General features: G+C 66.3%; 13 protein-coding genes. 7 read left to right on the forward strand and 6 right to left on the reverse strand.

Annotated elements, in window-relative coordinates; translation table 11 throughout:
• The first annotated feature begins 39 nt into the window (after positions 1–39).
• Complete coding sequence (locus tag FDW81_RS13695; RefSeq protein WP_138134730.1) at positions 40–639, forward strand: helix-turn-helix transcriptional regulator; 600 nt, start codon at positions 40–42, stop codon at positions 637–639.
• Between the two features lie 8 nt (positions 640–647).
• Here FDW81_RS13695 and FDW81_RS13700 read toward each other — a convergent pair whose 3' ends face one another.
• Positions 648–1,997 carry an alpha-hydroxy acid oxidase gene (locus tag FDW81_RS13700; RefSeq protein ID WP_138134731.1) on the reverse strand — a complete coding sequence of 450 codons (1,350 nt, stop codon included), beginning with the start codon at positions 1,995–1,997 and terminating at the stop codon, positions 648–650.
• Positions 1,998–2,105: 108 nt separating this feature from the next.
• Here FDW81_RS13700 and FDW81_RS13705 point away from each other — a divergent pair, with 108 nt between their 5' ends.
• On the forward strand, positions 2,106–2,831 hold the full coding sequence (locus FDW81_RS13705) for a FadR/GntR family transcriptional regulator (protein WP_138134732.1): 726 nt from the start codon (positions 2,106–2,108) through the stop codon (positions 2,829–2,831).
• Here FDW81_RS13705 and FDW81_RS13710 read toward each other — a convergent pair.
• Complete coding sequence (locus FDW81_RS13710; protein ID WP_138134733.1) at positions 2,828–3,865, reverse strand: LacI family DNA-binding transcriptional regulator; 1,038 nt, start codon at positions 3,863–3,865, stop codon at positions 2,828–2,830. The genes FDW81_RS13705 and FDW81_RS13710 overlap by 4 nt on opposite strands.
• A gap of 399 nt (positions 3,866–4,264) precedes the next feature.
• On the opposite strand from FDW81_RS13710, the gene FDW81_RS13715 reads away from it, so the two are divergent.
• Genes FDW81_RS13715 through FDW81_RS13735 form a run of 5 tightly spaced genes read left to right on the forward strand, consistent with a single transcriptional unit; the run spans position 4,265 to position 10,213 of the window.
• Entirely contained in the window at positions 4,265–5,719 is a 1,455-nt protein-coding gene (locus FDW81_RS13715) for a Gfo/Idh/MocA family protein (RefSeq protein WP_138134734.1), read from the forward strand.
• Between the two features lie 36 nt (positions 5,720–5,755).
• Positions 5,756–6,721: an NAD(P)-dependent oxidoreductase gene (locus tag FDW81_RS13720; protein WP_138134735.1), complete on the forward strand. Its 966-nt coding sequence runs from the start codon at positions 5,756–5,758 to the stop codon at positions 6,719–6,721.
• A complete protein-coding gene (locus tag FDW81_RS13725; RefSeq protein ID WP_138134736.1) occupies positions 6,718–7,623 on the forward strand; it encodes a 5-dehydro-4-deoxyglucarate dehydratase in 906 nt (301 codons plus the stop codon). The genes FDW81_RS13720 and FDW81_RS13725 overlap by 4 nt, the downstream gene beginning before the upstream one ends.
• The gene (locus FDW81_RS13730; RefSeq protein ID WP_138134737.1) at positions 7,623–8,726 is read left to right on the forward strand and encodes a mandelate racemase/muconate lactonizing enzyme family protein; all 1,104 of its coding nucleotides are present in this window, start codon (positions 7,623–7,625) and stop codon (positions 8,724–8,726) included. Before FDW81_RS13725 ends, FDW81_RS13730 begins: the two co-directional genes overlap by 1 nt.
• 35 nt (positions 8,727–8,761) lie before the next feature.
• Positions 8,762–10,213: an aldehyde dehydrogenase (NADP(+)) gene (locus tag FDW81_RS13735; RefSeq protein WP_138134738.1), complete on the forward strand. Its 1,452-nt coding sequence runs from the start codon at positions 8,762–8,764 to the stop codon at positions 10,211–10,213.
• A gap of 125 nt (positions 10,214–10,338) precedes the next feature.
• Here FDW81_RS13735 and FDW81_RS13740 read toward each other — a convergent pair whose 3' ends face one another.
• The 4 genes from FDW81_RS13740 to FDW81_RS13755 are packed head-to-tail and all read right to left on the reverse strand — an operon-like array spanning position 10,339 to position 16,117.
• Positions 10,339–11,505: a Xaa-Pro peptidase family protein gene (locus tag FDW81_RS13740; RefSeq protein WP_138134739.1), complete on the reverse strand. Its 1,167-nt coding sequence runs from the start codon at positions 11,503–11,505 to the stop codon at positions 10,339–10,341.
• Positions 11,502–13,595, reverse strand: a complete 2,094-nt coding sequence (locus tag FDW81_RS13745) for a DUF6807 family protein (protein WP_138134740.1) — start codon at positions 13,593–13,595, stop codon at positions 11,502–11,504. Before FDW81_RS13745 ends, FDW81_RS13740 begins: the two co-directional genes overlap by 4 nt.
• Positions 13,595–14,797, reverse strand: a complete 1,203-nt coding sequence (locus FDW81_RS13750; RefSeq protein WP_138134741.1) for an acetylxylan esterase — start codon at positions 14,795–14,797, stop codon at positions 13,595–13,597. The genes FDW81_RS13745 and FDW81_RS13750 overlap by 1 nt, the downstream gene beginning before the upstream one ends.
• Before the next feature lie 51 nt (positions 14,798–14,848).
• Positions 14,849–16,117, reverse strand: coding sequence for an ABC transporter substrate-binding protein (locus FDW81_RS13755; protein WP_138134742.1), 1,269 nt, complete (start codon positions 16,115–16,117; stop codon positions 14,849–14,851).
• Positions 16,118–16,428: the final 311 nt, after the last annotated feature.

A 16,428-nucleotide genomic window follows, 5' to 3' on the forward strand; every position in this document is an offset into this window, starting at 1 on the left:
TTGATGCCTTTCGGCGTATATGTCGTTAGGGTGGGAGGCATGGTGACAGACGACGTATTTGCCGTCATAGCGGAATCGACCCGGCGGGAGATCCTTGTTTCCCTCCGCTCCGGGGACAAAGCCGTCGGCGAACTTGTGGAGGAACTGTCCGCCAGTCAACCCACCATTTCCAAGCACCTCAAAGTCCTGCGCGAAGCCCAGTTGGTGAGCATGCGGGCGCAGGGCCAGAAGCGCTACTACGCGCTGAACCGCAAGCCGCTCGAGGGGATCGCCAGCTGGCTCGAAACCCTTGACGTGGGTTCTGCAGCTCCCGTGCCTCCGACGGCGCCAGCCCCGTCCGCTGCGAGCGAAAGCGGCCAGCCGGAACCTGCTTCCGCACCGGAGCGCAAGGCGGATGCAGCCCAAAAGGAAACTGCAGCCGCCGGCGCCGTGGCAGCCGAGGCTGTGTCGGACGGGGTCCTGGAGTCGGGCGGCGCAGAGCTCAGTCCCGCCGTCGTCATCCCCGGCGGGACCAGCGCTCCCCTCACAGATGACAGCGTGCCCCAGCAGATCGGCAGGACTGTTGGCCGTGCCGCAACCAAAGCCGCGGACCTGCTCGCGAACCTCCCCAACCTGCCCAAGTTTGGACGCAAGAAGTAGGAAACGTCCTACTTGTTCAGCAGCCGCACGTGGTCCGGAGTCAGCTCGGAAATCCTGCTGACGCCGAGCAGGGCCAGGGTGCGGGCCATGTCCTTCTCGAGGATCTGGATTGTGCGGTCCACGCCTCCCCGGCCGCCGGCCATGAGGCCGTAGAGGTAGGCGCGGCCGATCAGCGTGAAGTCGGCGCCCAGGGCCAGGGCCGCCACGATGTCCGCGCCGCTCATGATGCCGGTGTCCAGCATGATCGCTGCGTCAGTGTTGTCTGCGGTGAAGGCCTGCTTGACCTCGGGGAGCAGGTGGAACGGGATGGGTGCCCGGTCCAGCTGGCGGCCGCCATGGTTGGACAGGACAACGCCGTCTGCGCCGTGGTCCACCACGCGGCGGGCGTCCTCTACGGTTTGGATGCCCTTGACCACCAGCTTGCCCTTCCAGGTTTCGCGCAGCCAGTCCAGGTCCTCGAAGGTGAGGGTGGGGTCGAACATGGAGTTGATCAGGTCCGCCACGGTGCCGGTGTACCGGGAGAGCGAGGCGAAGGTGAGCGGCTCGTGCGTGAGGAAGTTGAACCACCAGGCGGGCCGGTAGGACGCGTCGAGTACGGTCTTGATGGTCAGTGCCGGCGGAATGGTCATGCCGTTGCGGACGTCGCGGAGCCGGGCACCGGCAACTGCCGTGTCCACGGTGACCATCAGGGCGTCATTGCCGGCCTTGGCGGCCCGCTCGATCAGTTCCAGGGACCGGTCGCGGTCCGTCCACAGGTACAGCTGGAACCAGTTGCGACCGTTCGGGGCAGCTGCGGCAACATCCTCAATGGAGGCCGTGCCCATGGTGGAAAGCGTGTAAGGGATGCCCGCTGCCTCGGCTGCCTGGGAACCCGCATATTCGCCTTCGGACTGCATCATGCGGGTGAAGCCGGTGGGGGCGATGCCCACCGGGAGGCGGGAGGGCCTGCCGAGGATTTCGGTGCCGAGGTCAATCGCGGAAACATTCCGGAGGATGCCCGGGCGGAACTCGATGTCCAGGAATGCCTGGCGCGCCCGGCGGAGGGTAATTTCCTCCTCCGCCGCGCCGTCCGTGTAGTCGAAGGGTGCCTGCGGGGTGCGGCGCTTGGCGATGTCACGCAGCTCCCAAATGGTGCTCGCACGCTTGAGGCGAGCTTCCTTGCTGAACTCCGGCTTCTTGAACTGCATTAGGGGCGCCAGGTCGGAGTACTTGGGAACGCGGCGCTTCAAGGCGGCGGGTACCGCGGATGGGGTGCCGGCGGGAGTGGGAGCAGCCGCGGGGGGAGCGGTAACGGGGATGTCCGTGGCATCCGGCGCGGGCGTAGTTTCCGGATTGTTGGGCTGGATGGTGTGGGTCATGGCGTCCTCCATTGGGCCGGTGACAGGTCCGGCGCTCGCACGGACCCTACCTGTGGTCTAACCACACTGTAGGCCATGTGGTCTAACCACATCAACTACTATTGCCCCATGAGGACCCATCAGCTTGTCCTGGCATGGATAGAGAATGAGCTTTCCGAGGGACGGCTGGCCGTGGGCGGGCGGCTTCCCGCCGAGCGGTCCCTGGCTGAGCAGCTCAGGGTGTCCCGGACCTCCGTCCGGGAGGCGATCCGCATCCTGGAGGCCATGGGAGTGGTGCGGGCAGGGGTGGGTTCCGGTCCGGATGCAGGGACTGTGGTGATTTCGGATCCGACGGCGGCGCTCGGCTCAGCGCTTCGGCTGCACGTTGCCACCCAGCATCTTCCGGTGGCGGACATCGTGGAGACACGCGTGCTCTTGGAGTCCTGGGCGGTGTCCCACGCCAAGCCCGGTTCCCCGGAGCTGGCTGATGCTTCGCGGCTGCTGGCTGAGATGGATTCTGACGACGTTGGCGTGGACGCGTTCCTGGCGCTGGACGTCCGTTTCCACCTGGCGCTGGCGGACGCCGCCGGCAATGCGGTGGTCAGCGCAATGATGGGATCGCTGCGCGAGTCCATCACCGGCTACGCGTCACGGCTCACCGCCAACCTCCCAGACTGGGATGCCACGGCGGCCAGGCTGCGGGCCGAGCACCACGGGATCCTGGCAGCCGTGCAGAACAACGACGGCGAACGGGCAGCCAAGCTGGTGGCCGACCATATCGAGGGCTACTACAAGGAGGCGGGGCTGGCTTCCGGAGGAACGGTACCAGTCCGCCCTAACCATCCTGTGATTTAGCCGTGCACCGTTGAGCGCGGGGCCTTCTCCGGGCCGGTGCTGGCCCGTACTTCGAGCCGGGGCTGGTACCTGCTGCTGCCCGGGGCGGCGCTCTCTTCATTGCGGATCAGGGCGCGCAGCTGGTGCCACGCCTGTTCCCCCAGTTCGGTGATGGGGACGGCCGCGGTGGTGAGGGCCGGGGTTGTGTACTTCGCGAAGGGGATGTCATCGAAGCCGGTGACTGAGATGTCGCCTGGGACGTCGAGGCCGCGTTCGTGCAGCCCGCTCATCAGGCCCATGGCCACCAGGTCGTTGAACGCCAGGATTCCCGTAGCGCCGCTTTCCAGGACCGCGTCCACTGCCTCGTGCCCCGTATCGAAGTCTGAGCCGCCCTCCAGCATGGTGACCTCCACCTGGGGATGGGCCGCCTTGAATGTTTCCAGGCCCTGGAGCCGCATGCCGTTCGAGGCGCTGCGGGGAGGGCCGGCAAGGAAGGCAAGGCGGGTATGGCCCAGTTCCACCAGGTGCTCGGCGATGTCCTGCACGCCCTGCCCGTAGTCCACCACCAGGCTGGGAACTTCGGCTGCTGCCGTAGTTCGGTTGATCAGCACCAGCGGCCGCAGTGACGGCGCAATCTCCTCCAGTTCGGCGTCGCTCATTCGGGGCGCGCACAGCACCAGGCCGTCGCACCGCCGGCGTGCCTCGCCGGCAAGGATGGATTCCTCGCTGGAGACCTCGAAGGAGTCGGCAATGAGCACGCGGTAGCCGTCCTGCGCAGCTGCACGGCTCAGGCCGCGGAGAATGGCCTGGAAGGTGGGGTTGGCCAGGTCCGGGACCACAATGCCAATAGTGTCGGTCTTGCCCAGGGCGAGGCTTCGGCCCACAGGATTCGGCTGGTACTTCAGCTCAGCGGCTGCGGCCCGGACGCGGGCGGCAATGTCCGGGTCCACGGTGAAATTGCCGTTCATGACGCGCGAGACCGTGGCGTGGGAGACCCCTGCCTTCACGGCAACATCCGCGATGCCGATCCTGCCTGATGCCGATTTCCTGACCATGCGTGGTCCCCTCCTTGACGCCGTTGCCCGCGGCACCAGTGCTGTACCGCTGCCGGGTGGCAGGTTCCGGCCGACTGTTTGACGGCGTACTGAATCATGTACTGAGTCAAAAGCATATAACGGGACTGGAAAGCGATTTCTCTTCTTTTCCCGACTTTTTCGCAAGGTTCTGCCCTTTCTTGAGCCTGCCGCAGGACGAGATACACATTGCTCAGCGGAAAACGCTTTCTGCCACCCCGCCCAATGGTTGACGGATGGGCGGCATCGTTGATACAACTCATATAGAGCCACAAGAAAACGCTTTCTCGGGGGGCCACGCCCCCGAATAGGCACAACCGCAACCGCTTTCGCCCACCCGCGGCCCCCGGGCCGGATTTTGAGTCTTCGAAAGGGACCCTCATGGTCAACACAGCCGAGTCGACTTCTGCTTCAGAGGCCCGGTCCGACGCCGCAGCCACCACCCACGCTGCCCCGGGCGCTGCCCTCGCCGCCAGCAACGGCGCCAAGGCCCGCATCGCCCTGATCGGAACCGGCGGACGCTCCGAGATGTACATCCGCGCAATCTTCGGCATGCACGCTGATACAGCCGAGCTTATTGCCTTTTCCGACGTCAACCCGGGCCGGGTGGAGTTCTACCAGCAGCTCATCCAGGAACTTGGCGCACCGGGACCTGTCGCCTCCTTCGATCCGGCAGACCTCACCGCCTTCATCCAGGCCAACAACATCGGCCGCATCATCGTCATCACTCCCGACTACACCCACGCCGACTACATCGTGGAGGGACTCCGCGCCGGCGCGGACGTCGTCGTTGAAAAGCCCCTCACCATTGATACTGAAGGGTGCCGCCGGATCACCCAGGCTGTGCAGGAGACCGGCCGGAACGTGGTGGTCACCTTCAACTACCGCTACTCTCCCCGCAACAGCGCCCTGAAGGAGATCATCCAGAGCGGTGTGATCGGCAAGGTCACCTCCATCGACTTCAGCTGGGTCCTGGACACCGTGCACGGCGCCGATTACTTCCGCCGCTGGCACCGCGAGAAGAAGAACTCCGGCGGCCTGCTGATCCACAAGGCCTCCCACCACTTCGACCTGGTCAACTGGTGGATCGACGACGTGCCCGAGCGCGTCTTCGCCTCCGGCGGCCTGAAGTTCTACGGCGACAAGAATGCAGCAGAGCGCGGCCTGGGCCCACGTCCTGAACGCGGCACGCCCGACGCCGATGCCCCCGCCCGCGAAATGGATCCGTTCGCGCTCGACCTCAGGGAGGACGAGCGGCTCAAGGCCCTCTTCCTGGACAACGAGCACTACGACGGCTACCGCCGCGACCAGGACGTCTTCACCGGCGGCATCACCATCGAGGACAACCTCGCGCTGGTGGTGGAGTACCAGGGCGGCCCGCGCCTGAGCTACTCGCTGAACGCCCACAGCCCCTGGGAGGGCTACCGGGTGGCAGTCAACGGCACCGAAGGCCGGGCCGAGCTGGAAGTGGTGGAACGTGCCGCAGTCCTGCGCAGCACGGACAAGAAGACCGTGGTGGATCCGAGCGCAACGCCCGTTGAGGAAGAGGATGCGGTCCGCCGCAATGGTGAACGACTCATCGTCCAGCGCCACTGGGAGTCGGCCTACGAGGTGCCGATCGTCAACGGTGAAGGCGGCCACGGCGGCGGCGACGCACTCCTGCTGTCCGACCTCTTTAACGGTCCCGGCGAGGACCCGCTGGGCCGGCCCTCCGGCTACCTGGACGGCCTCCGGTCGGTATCGGTCGGAATCGCCGGCAACCGCTCCCTGGAAACCTCCCTGCCGGTCCGGATCGAGGACCTGGACCTCGGCGTCGACCTACGCCGTACCCACTGAATCCTGCACAAGGAACAACCAACCTAAGGAACAACCATGAGCAGGATTTTCGTCACGGGCGGTTCCGGCCGCCTGGGCCGCAGCGTGGTGGCCGGACTCGCCGAAAAGGGCCACGAAGTCATTTCAGTGGACCGCGAGGCCGTCCCCGCGGACAAGCTGCCCGCCGGCGTCGTACAGGAAACGGCGGACCTCCTTGCCCAGGGCGAGGCGCTTCGCCTCCTTCGGGAAACGGTGCCCGACGCCGTCATCCACCTTGCGGCGATAGCGGTACCGTTCAGTGCGCCCGAGGACGTCATCTTCGCCACGAACACGCGCCTCGCCTTCGCGGTGGTCAGCGCCGCGACGGAGGTCGGGGTGCCGAAGATCGTGACGGCCAGCAGCCCCACCGTGCTCGGGTACGGTTCTCCGGCGGGGTGGCTGCCGCCGTCGTTCCCGCTGGACGAGCGGACCCCGCCGAAGCCGTGGAACGCCTACGCGCTGTCCAAGCTCATCGCCGAGCAGACCGTCCAAACCTTCGCTGCCGCGCAGGGCGAAAAAATCCGGTACGCGGCGTTCCGGCCCTGCTTCGTCATCTCGCCGGAGGAATGGGAAGGCGCCCCAACACAGCAGGGCCACACGCTGGCAGAGCGGCTGGCCGATCCGGCCCTGTCCGCACCTGCGCTGTTCAACTACATTGACGCGCGGGACGTGGCGGACTTCCTGGACCTGCTGCTGGAGAAGCTGCCGTCCATCCCCAACGCGGAGACGTTCTTCGTGGGAGCGGCAGATGCCCTTGCCACGGCACCGCTCGCCGAACTGATGCCGAAACTCCTGCCGGGAAGCGAAGCCCTCAGCGCAGGACTCACCGGCACCAGCCCGGCCTTCTCCATTGCCAAGGCGCAGGAGCTCCTGGGCTGGCACCCCAAGCGCAGCTGGCGCACCGAACTGAAGTCCCACACCGCCCTCGATGAAGAGAACTCCGCACTGGTAACAGCCGGCAGCGGAGCCAAGGAGGCACCATGAAATTCGACGGCGTACTGTTCTTCCCCGTCACCCCGTTCACGGCCGAAGGCGCCGTTGACGTCGACCTGCTCAAGGCACACATCAGCTCCCGGCTGCCATTTGGGCCCGGCGGTGTTTTCCCCGCCTGCGGCACCGGCGAGTTCCATGCCCTCAGCATTGATGAGGTCCGCACCATAGTGACGGCCGCCGTCGAGGTTGTGGCCGGAAAGGTGCCGGTGGTGGCCGGCGCCGGAGGTCCCCTGGGCCACGCCCTGGCAGCAGCCCGCGCTGCCGAGGAAGCCGGTGCGGATGCACTCCTGGTCCTGCCGCCGTACCTCGTCACCGGCCCCACTGACGGGCTGGTGGCCTACACCGAGGCCGTGGCCAACGCCAGCGGCCTGCCGGTCATCGTCTACCACCGCGGCAACGCCAGATTCACCGCTGCCTCGATGGCACGGCTGGCAGCCAACCCCAAGGTCATCGGTTTCAAGGACGGGCTCGGCGACGTCGGCCTGGCACAGGAGATCGTTGCCGCCGTCCGTGCCGCCGGACGCGAAGACTTTGCCTTCTTCAACGGCCTGCTGACCGCCGAACTGACCCAGGGCGCCTACCGCGGCCTCGGCATTCCGCTCTACTCGTCGGCAGCGTTCGCCATGGCACCGGAAATCGCCAAGGCCTACTACGACGCCTACATGGCAGGCGACGAGGACCGGCGCAACGCCCTGCTCCAAGGCTTCTACGCCCCGCTGGTCCGGCTACGCGACCAGACCCCCGGCTTCGGCGTTTCGCTGATCAAGGCCGGCCTGCGCCTGGGCGGCCTGGCCGTTGGCTCCGTGCGCCCGCCGCTGGTGGACCCCACCGAGGAGCAGCTGGTGCAGCTGAAGTCCATCCTGGCCAAGGGCTACGAGTTGGCCGGCCGCTGATGAGTGCCCCGGCAGCTGAAGCGGTCCGCACGGCACCGCGCATCACCGGGCTCAGCACCAGGCTCATCACGGTGCCCCTCCGCAGGCACTGGGGCGCGGAGGCGCCGGAAAACCACGTGATCGTCACGGAAATCAACACGGACGACGGCGGTGCGGGGCACGGTTTCTCCTGGACCCCCACCATTGGGCCGCACGCCGTCAAGGCCCTGCTGGACTATGACATCGCCCCGTTCATCACCGGGCTGCCCGCGAACCCCGAGTCGGTGTGGGATGCGCTGTGGAAGCGGCTGCACGAGGCCGGCGGCGGGGGACTGACCACCATCGCCATGGCCGGAGTGGACCTGGCCCTCTGGGACCTTCTTGCCGCCCGTGCGGGCACCTCCGTCGCAGGCTTCCTGGGTCAGCGCCAGGAATCGGCAGAGGTCTACGGCTCAGGGGTGAACCTGCACTACAACCTCGAAGAGCTCGTTGCCCAGGTTGAGCGCTGGGTTGCTGCCGGGCACCAGGCGGTGAAGATCAAGGTGGGCAAGCCGGACATCCGCGAGGATGCCGAACGCGTGGCTGCGGTCCGCTCCGTGCTGGGGCCCGACCGGAAGCTGATGATCGACGCAAACCAGCGCTGGGACCTGCCCACCACGCTCCGCGCCCTGGACGCCCTGGCGGGGTTTGGCCTCGAATGGCTGGAGGAACCCATCCGTGCGGAAGACCTCTGGGCCTACCGCCGGCTGCGGAAGCACTCACCGGTGCCTATCGCCCTCGGTGAAAACCTGCACACCATCTACCGCTTCCGCGATTTCATCGAGGCGGAAGCGGTAGACATCATACAGCCGAACATCGTCCGGGTAGGAGGGATCACACCGTTCCGGCGCATTGTTGAACTTGCCCGGACCAACAGCATCAAGGTAATGCCGCACCTGCTGCCCGAACTCTCCGGCCAGCTGGCCCTGACCCTCGCGGAGCCCACCCTGGTGGAGGACGTGGAAGAGGCATCCTTCGAGCAGCTGGGGATCCTTGCGGGCCCCGCACCGGTCAGGTTCAGCAACAGCCGGGTGACGCTCAACGACCAGCCGGGGTTGGGCTTCCGCTTCAACGACGCAGGCTAGAGACCCGATCCAGACACGAAGAACAGGTACCTCACGTGACTACTGCAACCCTTTCACTGTCCGAGCTGACAGCCGCCGCCACAGGGGCAGCCAAGATCTCCGCAGCCGCGTCCGATGCCAAGCGCGCAGCCTGGCTCACGGCCGTGGCGGACGCGTTGGACGCCGATGCCGACGAGCTGGTGGAGATCGCCGATTCCGAAACCAGCCTTGGCCCGGCCCGCCTGAAGGGAGAAGTGGCCCGCACCACGGGCCAGCTGCGCCTCTTCGCCCGGGTGATCACCGAGGGCTCCTACCTCGAAGCCATCATCGACCACGCTGACCCGAACTCCACACCGCCCAAGCCCGACCTGCGCCGGATCCTGCGGCCCATCGGCCCGGTGGCTGTGTTCTCGGCGTCGAACTTTCCCTTCGCATTCTCGGTGGCCGGCGGCGATACCGCCTCCGCCTTGGCCGTGGGCTGCTCCGTCATCGTCAAGGCGCACTCCGGCCACCTCCGCCTTTCGGAGCGGACAGCGGAAATTGTGGCCGAAGCACTGGGCGGCGCCGGGGCTCCGCAGGGGCTCTTTGCCATGGTCACCGGCCGCGAGGTGGGAACTGCACTGGTCCAGGATCCGGCCATTAGGGCAGTCGGGTTCACCGGCTCTATCCCGGGCGGCCGTGCCCTCTTCGACCTCGCCACCTCCCGCCCTGAGCCCATCCCGTTCTACGGTGAGCTGGGCAGCCTGAACCCCGTGGTGGTCACCGAGGCGGCTTTGGCTGAACGCGCAAGCCAGCTCGCCGAAGGCCTTGCGACCTCCTTCACCCTGGGCGCAGGCCAGTTCTGCACCAAACCCGGGCTGGTCTTCATCCCGGCGGGAACGGATTTTGCCGCGAAAGTAGCCGAAGCCAGCAAGGATAAGCCGGCACTGGGGATGCTCACCAGCCGCATTGCCGAGGCATATCCCGAAGGCCTGCGCAGCTTCGCATCCGTGCAGGGCGTGGAGGTGGTCAGCGGCAGCGTTGACCAGGATGCTGTGGCCAATGGAGCCGCCCCGGTGGTCTTCACCACCTCCGCCGCGAAGGTGCTGGAGCGGCCTGAGGAACTGCTGGAGGAATGCTTCGGCCCCACCACAATCCTCATCGAATACACGGACCGGGAGGAGTTGCGCTCGGTCCTGGCCAAGGTCCCGGGCAGCCTCACCGCCACCCTCCACGCGCAGCCGGGGGAAGACATCTCAGCGCTCGTTGACCACCTCTCCGAACTGGCCGGCCGCGTCCTGTTCGACGGCTGGCCCACAGGAGTCGCAGTGAACTGGGCCCAGCAGCACGGCGGCCCCTACCCGGCCACCACCTCCCTGTTCACCTCGGTGGGCGCCACCGCGGTCCGCCGCTTCCTGCGCCCGGTGGCTTACCAGGATGCTCCCGAAGCAGTCCTGCACCCGGCCCTGCACGAAAGCAACCCGCTGGGCATTCCGCGCCGGGTGGACGGGGAACTGCAGCTCCCGTAGCAACCCTCTCTCACTTGATGTCGGTTTAACCGAAACGCTCTCTCAGTCGCTGGCCGGGATTACGGCCTACGACTGAGAGAGCATTTCGGGTTCTACGGCAGGATCTGATGGAGCGTTTTGCTGCCCTAGAGCTCAAGCGTGACCGGCCGCTGGAGGCGGTTGACCGCGGTCGAAGGCCAGCGCGGGTCCGCCGTGAGCACCTGCAAGCCTGACTCGGTGAGCTGGACAGTGTCCTCAATCTTCACCCCGGGCCCGGATGGGTTCCAGGTGAACGCCTGGTTGAGCACCACAGTGTCCGTGGCGGCAGCGGTGACACGGGGATCGCGCCCCGCGTAACCGGCGGGACCGCCTTGGTGGTGCTGTTCCCACTGCTCCGCCCCGAAACCATGCCGGGCATAGGCAGCCTTGATTTCGGCGAAGATCCTGTCCAGTTGGGCGCCGGGGACTGTGGCATCAAAGATGTCCGCCTCTACTGCTGCGATGCGTGCCTCGGCGTCGCGCTCTTCTGCAGTGCCGGCGTCGAACCTTACCCAGCGGGTGATGTTCGCAACCATGCCGTCTCTGCGGGCGCACACCACGGCCATGGCGCGGCGGCCAAGGGGCGACTGCGTGGCCAGCGGATGCCGGAATTCGCTGCGGCTGCTGCCGTTGCACAGCAGGACCAGCGGCTCGGCACCGGCAGCAACAACACGGGCGGCCAGTGCGGAAACCAGCTCAAGCTCGCTGGTTTCCGGCCGGGCAGTGGACAGGACGTCCGTCATGATCTCAGCAACCTCTGCGCCCAGCCGTCCGTAGCGGGCGCTCTCGGCAGGAAGCAGCTGCTGGCGGGCTGCGCGCAGCTCAGCGGCCACCTCACCTTCCGCCAGCGGCGCGGCCGCGTCCCCGGCGGAACGTCCGACGGCGGCCGCCGCCTCGTGCAGGTTGCCGTACCACTGCACCGTGTACAGGTCGACGCCGGAGGGAAGTTCCTCGGCGGCGATGCGGCCGGCCTCGTTGTTGAAGGTCACCAGGTGGTCACCGCGGCGGTCCACCAGGAGGGCGGCAATGGGATCGCCGGCGAGGCTGATGTGCATGCGGCTGCCGTCCAGGTACCAGGTGAGCGCGGTATGCGTGGTCAGCAGCAGGGAGTCAGCGCCCTTGGCATCGAGGATGTCCAGTACCCTCTGCCGCTTGATGGCCCGGTCGGCCGCGGAGGCTGGCGCTGCCCTCGCTCCGGGAACAACTGCCGGCGCCGTGCCCTGCTCGCTGGAACGGGTACCTGCGGAAGGTGGTGCTGCTGTTGTCTGGCTCATGAGTGGTTCCCCTGCTGGTTGATTAGTGCTTCGATGTCGGTTGTGCCCAGGATGCCGTCGGCGACAAGAACGGTGACGCTGCGCTTCACCGGCTCGCCCGGCCGGGCAATGACGGGAGTGTCCCAGGCGAGGGACTGGCCCACCCCCGGATAGCCGTCAACCCGGACAAACCACGGATCCGTGGAGTCTTTTTCGGCCACGAAGACGAGGGTGGCGCTGCCGGGCGTACGGGCGTCTGTTGCAGCGCCGGACGTTCCGGCCGGGAAGTTAGCCGCCCACGCCAGCCAGGGCGTGACGGAACCGTGCACCTCGGACTCGCCGGCGCCGGCAGGTGTCCAGACGGTGGCATCCTTGCACTCGGGCAGCCGCCAGAAAAAGCCCCCGTAGCCGCCTTCAAAACGGCCGTTGGACCCAGGACTGCCCAGGCTGACGGGCTGGTTTCCGGCGGGGGAGAGGGCGAAATCGAGCGACAGGCGCCAGACAGAAGGGCTAACGCCGGTCCAGGTCCAGGTGCGGTCCTCCGTCAGGACAGGTCCGCCGTGAGGCCTGTTCCAGCTGAGGGTTTCACGAAGCCGGCCATCCCGGCCGCCGGTCTGGGCGGCCGTGTCTTCAACCGCTGTTCCCGTACTGGTGATGCTGCCGTGATCCGGCCGCCACACGTACTGCCCGGCCTCCCTGGTGTAGGTGCGGCCGCCCCAGAAGTTGATGCCGTTGACGTCCTGCAGGGCAACGCCCGCACCCAGGTGCCATACGTGGTCCAGTGGCTGGTGGTCGGTGACCACGGTACCGGCTAGGGTCCGGACCGGGTGCAGATAGGGCCGAGGTGAGGAGGTAGCCCGGATGCGGCTCCCGTCCTGGTACTCGGCAACCGGCTGGCTGTCCAGAGTCAGCGAGCGGACCGGAGCCATGGGGCGGGCCCAGGGGACACCCAATTCCGCAAACGTGGCCTGCGCCTTGCACGCCCGCTCCATCAGCTCCGTGATGCCGTGCACCACGGGATGGGCTTCGTCGCCTTCGCCCTCCCAGCTGATGTGCTCCGGGCCGATCGCCTGCGGTGCCGGCAGCGTGCGGATGGCTTCCAGGACCAGAGTGAAAGCGCCAGTATGCTGCAGCGGGCAGAGCAGGGGTTTACCGGTGTTGCGGGCAGCCAGGAGGTCCTCCAGCAGGTCGGTCCGGCCGAAGCTTTCCCGGCGCTCGCCGTCCGCGGTGGTGATCACAACCTCGTCCCGCGTATAGAACAGCGTGATCTCGCCCTGGGTACCGTGAACTGTCACGGACGGGTCCAGCTGTTCGGGCGCGCACAGGGTCAGGGCGCACAAAAGGGTGCCTCCCTGGACGGTGCGCACGCGGATCACCGACGTGTCATCGCTTTCGGTCTCGTGTGCCCGGTACAAGTCCGTCTCCACGGAAGCGAGGTCCGCCACAGTGTGCGCGCCAGCCAGGTGCAGCGCAGTGGCCACGGCGTGGGCCAGGGCGTTGGTGGCTACGCCGTCGACCACATCCACGCCGTCCAGGCTGCGCTTGCCTGCCCACCGGGATCGCTTGAAGTAGCCCTTGTTCCGCACCCACTGTCCCTTGGCGCTCAGTCCCAGGACCTCTCCGATCTCCCCGTCCGCCACGAGCTTCCGGATAGCGGGCAGGGCCTGGGAGCCGAGGCTTTGGAACCCGACCTGCACCAGGCGTTCCGCCGCCTCCGCCGCTACCAGGACATCCCGGAACTGGGCAAGGGACGCCACGGGGGGCTTTTCCACATAGACGTCCTTGCCGGCTGCGAGGGCAGCGAGGGCCAGGGGAGCATGGGTCTGGATGGGGGTGGCGAGGATAACAACGTCGACGTCCGGGCCTGCTGACAGCAGCTGTGCCAGGTCGCCGTAGACGGCCACGGAGTCCCGGAGCCCTCCGGGGGCGGGCGGGTTGGGATCCGCAACGGCAAGCAGTTGCAGTGCTCCTGCTGCCTCCAGCCTGGCGAGATTGGCGAGGTGCCGTTCGCCAAACCCGTGAACGCCCACCAGGGCAATCCGCGGGACGGCCGCGGGTGCGGCGTTCACATTGCGGTTGCCGGTTTCCGCAGCGGTGGATTGATCAATCATCAGGAGGGTCCTTGACAGCTAAGGGGAGAGAGGGGCTGAGTATCACGGGCACCGAGCGAAGAAGAAAGGAAGGCCAGCGCCTCCTGCTGCATTTCGGCAGTGAACAAGTGGCCGCCAGGCCAGAAGCTTCCGATGTAGGCGGCAGGACTGCCGTTGCCGGGATTGTGCAGGGAACCGAGCATGCGGTGTGCCGCACGCATGCCGTCCTCAGGAAAAAGCTCGTCCCCAAGGGCGTACTGCACCAGCAGCTGGTCCGCACCGGATCTGGCGGTAAGTGCCGGCCACTCGTCCAACTTCCAAAGGCCGGGCGTCTGCAGCAGCCAGGAGTGGGCATCCAGGTGGGCCGGCAGAAGGGACTGGAAGGTGGTCATCATGCATGTCACAACGTAGCTCTTGATGCGGGGACTCAGCACGGCCAGGGCCAGCGAGCGGCCGCCGCCGCCGGAGAATCCGATGCTGCCCAGCCGGTCGGGGTCCACATCAGGCAGGCCGGCAAGAACCTCCAGTGCCGCAAGGTCATCGTGGGCCACCATCCCGGCAAGGCTTGTACCCAGTAGGCCGGCAGTTTTGGCAACCGTCTCCTCGTGGAATCCTGCGGCGGCGTTGTACACCTCGGCTTCGGAAGGCACGACGCCGTCCTCCCGCCACTGCGCCTGCCTTGCCTCCAGGGCGGAGCCAGTCCGCCATGGAGGGACGGAAAGGTCGAAACGGCGGCTGCCCCAGGCGAAGGTGTCGTGGGCGAGGACAACGAAGCCTTGGCGGGCGATTTCTGATGCCAAGGCACGGCCGTCGTAGCCGGGCCGGGCGTTCGCCGCCAGGGGATGGGAGGCAGGGAGTTCCACCAGCCGGTCGGCTCCGCCGAACTTGTTGCCACTGTGGCAGTGCAGAGCCAGAACTCCTGGCAACGGTCCGGGGACGCCGGCCGGCCTGATCAGCCAGCCCGTACTGCGCGGGCCGTAACCCAACTGCCAGCTCAGCTGCGAGGTAGTGACGCCGTCGTACGTTTCCTCCCAGTGGACGGACGCTTCGGGCGGCTGCGGCACATCGGGCACGCCCAGAGCGTCAGCGAGTTCCTGCGCTTCCGCGCTGTGCGCCTGGTAACGCGGGTGTTGCTGGACATAGGCAGGCCAGTCCTCGTAGCCGGCGATTGCGCTGGGCCGGGGCGGCTTTGCATCATGGGTCGGTCCGGCATTGCTGCTCACTGGCCTGCCTCCTGTTCGGATGGTGTGGTGCGGATATGGCCTGCCGAAGCGTTAGCCGAGGTTCGAGTTGACCTCTTGGATGAAGCCCTTGGCAGCGTCCTGCGGTGCGATCTTTCCGAACAGGACATCCGTGTTGAAGCGGTTCAGGACCTCCATCGTGGCCGAAGATCCCGCGGGGAACGGCAGCGGCGGTTCAATGTCCATCTCGGCAATGCGGTCCAGGTATTCGGCTTCCTTCTGCTGTGACTCCTTCAACAGGGGAGTGATGGCGGCCTTGAGTTCGGTGTTGGCCGGCATGCCGCGGTCGCTCTTGATCTTGGTGGCGGCGTCCAAGTTGTTCACCAGATAGTTGATGAACATGGCTGCTTCCTTGGAATTCGCGGACTTGGACGAGATGGCGTACTCCATGGAGGACCGCAGCCAGGTACCGGGCGTCTTGCTCTCGCCCGGCAGCTTCATCATGACCAGGGGCGACCCGGAGTAGGAGTTCATCTGGTTGCTCCACGAGATCTTCATGCCCTGCTTGCCCTGGCCCATGAGGGTCATCTCGGGCTGGGCCGAGCCGTCCTCCACAGTCTGCGAAGCGGAGGGGGCTCCGCCGGTTTCCATCAGCTTCTTGTTCAGCTCGAAATACTTGGCGGCGGTATCCTCGCTGATGCCCAGCTTCTTGCCGTCATCCGTGTAGAGGTCCTCGCCGTGCTGGCGCGCCCACACGGCCAGGAAGGAGTCGTTGGCCATGGGGGTGGTGCCGAACGTTCCCGCCGGTGACTTTTTGGTGATCTCCGCGGCGATTTCGGCGTAGTCGTCCCAAGTCCATGTTTCATCATCCGGCAGCTGCACGCCTGCTGCTTCGAAGACCTTGGGGTCAATCACCATGGACATGGCGTTGACGCCGGCGGTGATGGTGTATTGCTTGTCCTCGATCTTGCCCAGGTCAACGGTGCCCTCGGCGAACATCGACGTATCAATTTGGTCCTTGACCCTGTCCAGGTCCAGCAGCACGCCACGGCTTGCATACTCGCTGGGGTAGGCGCCGCTCATGGCGAAGACGTCGGGCGTGGTGCCGCCGGCGATCTGCGTGGCCATCTTGTCCCAGTAGGAGCTGAACTCGGTGTTCTCGCCCTGCACCTTAATGGTGGGGTTCGCGGCCTCGAAGTCCTTAATCACGTCAAGGGTTGTCTTTGCCCGTGAGTCGTTGCCCCACCAGGCAAATCGGATGCTGACGGGATCTTCTACGGTTCCCACCTTTCCCGCTTCCGGATTGCTGCCGCAACCGCTGAGAACGATGGCCAGGGCTGCCGTCGCCCCTGCGATCCCCATGACTGATTTCGTGAGACGTAACCGCATTGTCCTGCCCCTTAAGTCTTGTGATCTTATTCGTAGTGCCGGGTCCGACAGAAAACGTTTTCTCAAAAACTAACAAAGGGCTATACAGGAGTCAAGAAAGCGTTTACTTTGGTACCGAGCCGCTTTTCAAATCCGTACCGTCCGGGGGAGCGGGGAGCCCGCCGTCAGTACCTTGGCGGGAAATCCCGGCCCCGGCGGAGCGCACCTATCGCCCCCGGTGATACCAAGAACGTGGAGGCCACGATGACCAAAGGAGACCACATGGCCGCTAAGCACATACCCAG

Origin of the sequence: Pseudarthrobacter sp. NamB4, assembly GCF_005796185.1 — a bacterium.
Lineage (GTDB): Bacteria > Actinomycetota > Actinomycetes > Actinomycetales > Micrococcaceae > Arthrobacter.

What these genes read in the sequence shown, in the direction of transcription:
- FDW81_RS13695 (WP_138134730.1), top strand. Translation starts at nt 40, where the DNA reads ATGGTGACAGACGACGTATTTGCCGTCATAGCGGAATCGACCCGGCGG.
- FDW81_RS13730 (WP_138134737.1), top strand. Translation starts at nt 7,623, where the DNA reads ATGAGTGCCCCGGCAGCTGAAGCGGTCCGCACGGCACCGCGCATCACC.
- FDW81_RS13710 (WP_138134733.1), bottom strand. Translation starts at nt 3,865, where the DNA reads ATGGTCAGGAAATCGGCATCAGGCAGGATCGGCATCGCGGATGTTGCC.
- FDW81_RS13705 (WP_138134732.1), top strand. Translation starts at nt 2,106, where the DNA reads ATGAGGACCCATCAGCTTGTCCTGGCATGGATAGAGAATGAGCTTTCC.
- FDW81_RS13745 (WP_138134740.1), bottom strand. Translation starts at nt 13,595, where the DNA reads ATGATTGATCAATCCACCGCTGCGGAAACCGGCAACCGCAATGTGAAC.
- FDW81_RS13755 (WP_138134742.1), bottom strand. Translation starts at nt 16,117, where the DNA reads ATGGGGATCGCAGGGGCGACGGCAGCCCTGGCCATCGTTCTCAGCGGT.
- FDW81_RS13720 (WP_138134735.1), top strand. Translation starts at nt 5,756, where the DNA reads ATGAGCAGGATTTTCGTCACGGGCGGTTCCGGCCGCCTGGGCCGCAGC.
- FDW81_RS13700 (WP_138134731.1), bottom strand. Translation starts at nt 1,997, where the DNA reads ATGACCCACACCATCCAGCCCAACAATCCGGAAACTACGCCCGCGCCG.
- FDW81_RS13715 (WP_138134734.1), top strand. Translation starts at nt 4,265, where the DNA reads ATGGTCAACACAGCCGAGTCGACTTCTGCTTCAGAGGCCCGGTCCGAC.
- FDW81_RS13725 (WP_138134736.1), top strand. Translation starts at nt 6,718, where the DNA reads ATGAAATTCGACGGCGTACTGTTCTTCCCCGTCACCCCGTTCACGGCC.
- FDW81_RS13740 (WP_138134739.1), bottom strand. Translation starts at nt 11,505, where the DNA reads ATGAGCCAGACAACAGCAGCACCACCTTCCGCAGGTACCCGTTCCAGC.